5 protein-coding genes and 1 pseudogene are annotated in these 4,301 nt (G+C 48.3%); 1 reads left to right on the top strand and 5 read right to left on the bottom strand.

The window, feature by feature from the left end:
- The 3 genes from VFS25_RS08580 to VFS25_RS08570 form a co-directional block, all read right to left on the bottom strand.
- Nucleotides 1-700 (bottom strand): DUF3078 domain-containing protein (locus tag VFS25_RS08580; protein ID WP_326461718.1); only part of this gene is annotated, 700 nt, incomplete at its 3' end.
- A 40-nt stretch (nt 701-740) separates the two neighbouring features.
- The gene (mscL, locus tag VFS25_RS08575) at nt 741-1,175 is read right to left on the bottom strand and encodes a large conductance mechanosensitive channel protein MscL (protein ID WP_326461717.1); all 435 of its coding nucleotides are present in this window, start codon (nt 1,173-1,175) and stop codon (nt 741-743) included.
- Nucleotides 1,176-1,248: 73 nt separating this feature from the next.
- On the bottom strand, nt 1,249-1,998 hold the full coding sequence (locus VFS25_RS08570; RefSeq protein WP_326461716.1) for a PPK2 family polyphosphate kinase: 750 nt from the start codon (nt 1,996-1,998) through the stop codon (nt 1,249-1,251).
- 110 nt (nt 1,999-2,108) lie between these two features.
- Between VFS25_RS08570 and VFS25_RS08565 the strand changes: the two genes are divergently transcribed.
- The gene (locus tag VFS25_RS08565) at nt 2,109-2,972 is read left to right on the top strand and encodes a DMT family transporter (RefSeq protein WP_326461715.1); all 864 of its coding nucleotides are present in this window, start codon (nt 2,109-2,111) and stop codon (nt 2,970-2,972) included.
- Between the two features lie 33 nt (nt 2,973-3,005).
- On the opposite strand, the gene frr is transcribed toward VFS25_RS08565, so the two are convergent.
- Both frr and VFS25_RS08555 read right to left on the bottom strand, forming a co-directional pair.
- A complete protein-coding gene (gene frr, locus VFS25_RS08560; RefSeq protein WP_326461714.1) occupies nt 3,006-3,569 on the bottom strand; it encodes a ribosome recycling factor in 564 nt (187 codons plus the stop codon).
- Between the two features lie 204 nt (nt 3,570-3,773).
- A pseudogene (locus tag VFS25_RS08555) lies at nt 3,774-4,301 on the bottom strand (undecaprenyl/decaprenyl-phosphate alpha-N-acetylglucosaminyl 1-phosphate transferase); the annotation flags it as partial.

Here is a 4,301-nt window from a genome sequence, read left to right as displayed (position 1 = left end):
TATCTACGCCGTAGGCGCCCTGGGAAGCAAGATAATTGTCCATTACCAGCAGGAAGCGTGCAGATATGGGCGTCATGAATACCGACAGGGCTTCTGTAGGCTTATAGTCAAAACCAGGCGCCAGCAGCACGTAGGCCGGTGAAAAGAAGCGGGAGGTAAGCCGCGGCGGCGTACTGTCGTATAAATAACCATTGGTAAACTGGGTGCGCAGGTTCAACAGGGCGCTCAGGTACCAGTGCTTTCCTATGTCGTAACCGTATTTACTGGTAAAATCTATGCGGTCGTCGCTTTTACGGCCACCCAGGCTGGTGGTGTTCACATAGCCATAGGCCAGGTCCAGCACATTATCCCAGGTACGCCGGCCCTGCCGGTAGGCAATGTAGCCGGTAAATGTGGAGGCTACTGAAAACGAAAATCTATCGCCACCAGCAGCCCAGTTGGTTAAAGACCCCTGGTTTACGTTTATGTTAAATATGCCGCCCCTGCGCCAGCGCACTTTAGCGGTATCATCTTCGGCTATTTTAAATTTCTTATTCATCTCTTCCCGCTCGGTTCTCCAATCCTGGGCATGCAGCGAGTACATGCCTGCTAAAAGGCAAAAAAGGAATATTCCTGTAAATTTCATCAGCAAATAGTTTGTTTTATTTATAGGCCGGTTATCCGGCAGCGGGTTAATGATACCGCCAGATAGCAATTGCATGGTAACGTATTTTAAGGTACAGCTGTGGGAAGGCCAGCAGTTATTTAGATTTAAGCGTATCCCTGATTTCCGTCAATAGTTTTTCCTGTGTTGTTAATTCCGGAGGAGCAGCAGGGGCAGCGGCAGCCTCTTTCTTGCGCGTTAAACGGTTCATAAATTTTACCAGCAGGAATACGCAGAAGGCTATGATCAAAAAATCCAGCACGCTCTGTATAAATGCACCATAGGCAAAAACGGCTACGCCGGCTGCTTTTGCATCGGCCAGGGTGCTAAAGTTCCCTTTACTTTTGTCCAGCAGTAAGAATTTGTCTGTAAAGCTTTCTCCCTGGAGGAACAGGCCTACCACCGGCATAATGATATTATCAACCAGTGATGTTACGATCTTACCAAATGCACCTCCAATAATCACACCCACAGCCAGATCCATTACGTTGCCTTTTACGGCAAATTCCTTGAATTCTTTTAAGAACGACATAAGGAAAGGTTTTATGGTTACAAATTAACGACGCAAAATAAACATTCTCCCGAAACAGGTTCGTATAAAGATATTATTTCTGCTTTATTGCCGGGTATTTCATCTTCAGCTTTTTCAGTATATCCCTTAACGTTTTAGCCACCAGGTACTCTTTATACCAGTTATGATCCGCAGGCACAATGTGCCAGGGCACATAGCTGCAATGCTCAAACACATCTTCATACGCGTTGCGGTACTGTTTCCAAAGCAGGGCTTCTTTCTGATCATTTGCATTATACTTCCACATTTTACGCGGGTCCTCAGTACGCTCCTGCAGCCGCCTGGCCTGCTCTTCCCGCGATACATGCAGGTAAAATTTCAGTATATGCGTGCTGTTATGTTCTGTAAGCAGCTTTTCAAAATCATTAATAGCGCCCATTCTTTTTTGAATGGTCTTTTCATCTACCCACTTATGCACGCGCTGCACCAGCACGTCTTCGTAATGCGAACGGTTAAATACATGGATCATGCCTTTTGCCGGCACATGTGCATGCACGCGCCATAAAAAGTCATGGTCCAGCTCATCCTGCGTGGGCGCCTTAAAGGGGTACACCCTTACGCCCAGCGGGTTCATTTGCCCCAGTACATTACGTACCGCGCCATCTTTGCCACTGGCATCCATACCCTGCAATATTACCAGCACACTGTGTTTGTGCTGCGCATACAACAGGTTCTGTAATTCATCCAGCTCCTCAATAAACACTTTGGTGGCTGCTTTGGTTGTTTCCTTATCTGATTTTTCAGGGGGCGCCGTACTGATCTTCGACAATTTGATCCTGGTCATATTATAAAAAGGGGTGTGCTTGCCTATTGCTAAAATTAACAAATTAGTTGTATAAGTGTTGCATATGGATTAAAACACTGACCTTTGCTCACGCAAAAAACCTATCTGTTTTGGATAAACGTATTGTACACTGGAGCATCTTCTTATTATTATCCCTTACCTGGGGCAGCTCCTTTATACTAATGAAAGTTGGTATGGAAGGCCTGCAATCGTACCAGGTGGCCAGCGTGCGTATGCTGGCCGGGGGCCTGTCGCTGCTGCCTTTTTTCATCAAATACATACGCCAAACGCCCCGGAGTAAAATACCGTTCATTATTCTATCCGGTATATTGGGCAACGGCATACCGGCCTTTTTGTTTTGCCTGGCCGAAACCCGTATAGACAGTGCGCTGGCCGGCATTCTGAATGCGCTAACACCTTTAATGGCGCTGCTGGCGGGCCTGCTGATATTTAAAAGCCCGTTTGAAAAAAAGCAGCTGCTGGGGGTTAGCATTGGCCTGCTGGGAGTAGTTGGCCTGTTTGCCGTAAAAGGCGTTAGCACCGGGTACTGGTACTACGGTTTTTTTGTGTTGCTGGCTACCATTTGCTATGGTGTGAATATCAGCCTGGTGCACCATTACCTGAAAGGCTTCAGCTCTGTGCAGCTAAGCGCCATTGCCCTGTTCTTTTGCGCGGTGTTCACTTTTCCCGTACTGCTGTTCAGCAACTTTTTTCCCCTGTTTACAGGGCCGCATGCGCCCTGGATATCGCTGGCAGCCGGCACCACGCTGGGAGTGCTGGGCAGCGGCATAGCCACCGTGCTGTTTTATATACTTATACAAAAGGCCGGCTCTGTTTTTGCATCCATGGTTACCTATGCATTACCGGTGGTAGCTATTGGCTGGGGACTGCTGGCCGGCGAAGATATTACGTGGGTGCAGGTGCTGTGCTTAGGAATTATACTGGGCGGGGTGTACCTGGTGAATAAGAAGTGATGTGCATATTTGCACATCTGTACCGCCCATTGGCTAAATGGCCATGATCTCTTTTTCCTTGGTAGCACAGTGCTTATCTACCAGCACTATAAATTTATCGGTAAGGGCCTGAATATCTGCCTCCGCATCTTTGGCCGTGTCTTCACTTAATCCTTCTTTCTGCAGCTTTTTAATATTTTCAATGGCATCGCGGCGAATGCTGCGAACCGCCACTTTTGCCTGCTCACCTTCGCCGGCTGCGCGCTTTACAAACTCCTTACGGCGCTCTTCTGTTAAAGGTGGCAGGAATAAACGTATCAGCTGCCCGTCGTTCTGGGGGTTTAAACCAATGTTGGCTGCAATAATAGCCCTTTCAATAGGCTGTATCATATTCTTTTCCCAGGGCTGTATGGTGAGGGTGCGCGCATCTGCCACGCTTACATTGGCTACCTGGTTCAGCGGCGTGCTGGCGCCGTAGTAATCTACGGATATACCATCCAATATCTGGGGATTTGCTTTACCGGCCCTGATTTTTGTAAGCTCTATTTCAAGGTGTTTAATGGCTTTCTCCATGGAGTCTGCAGCATCTTCCATAATTAAGGCTAGATCTTCTTGCATAGCAAAACTTTGGTTAAGTGCCTGCAAACCTACAGGATTTCTTTTAATCATCAAAGAACGGGTAGGCGAAACGCAAACACAGTATGCGGAATGGAAAACGCGGAATGCGGAACCCTGCAATTGGCCCGGGCAACCCCTATAAGCAAAAACGCCCGGCACACAAGTACCAGGCGTTCAGCTTTATATGTTTAGCGTTCGGCATTCTTATTTATCCTGCAGCATACCTTCCGGGTTTACCCGCAATATCTTGGGTTTGGGTTTGGCTATGACCGGCTCTTTGACTACAGGTACTGCTGCGGCCACGGTTGACATAGCAGGCGCAGGCACCTGTTTGGGGACTGCCGCTTTCCTTTTCTTGGCCAGGTACAGGCCCACCGTTAATGCTGCGGCTGAACCGGTTACCAGCAGCATCAGGTAATTGGTGCCCAGGTTCTGCAAGGCAAAGGCGGCTGCTACGTATAATATATTGGAGGTTACCGCTACCAGGGTGGTTTGCTTGTGGTTCAGCTTCAGCTCCAGCAAGTAGTGGTGAATATGATTACGGTCTGCTGTGAACGGAGAGCGGCCTTTGAGCATCCGGATGGAAAATACCCGCAGCGTATCAAAAAGCGGTACTATAAGTATGGCAAAAGCTACTGCTGGTACGGAATGTACCGGCAGCTTGGCGGCAGGGTTGCCGGCCACTTCTATGAACTTTACAACCAGGATGGCATTTACCAGGCCTACCAGCAG

This window comes from Chitinophaga sp., assembly GCF_035761305.1.
Classification (GTDB): Bacteria; Bacteroidota; Bacteroidia; order Chitinophagales; family Chitinophagaceae; genus Chitinophaga.
This window is presented reverse-complemented; position numbering and strand designations above follow the sequence as displayed.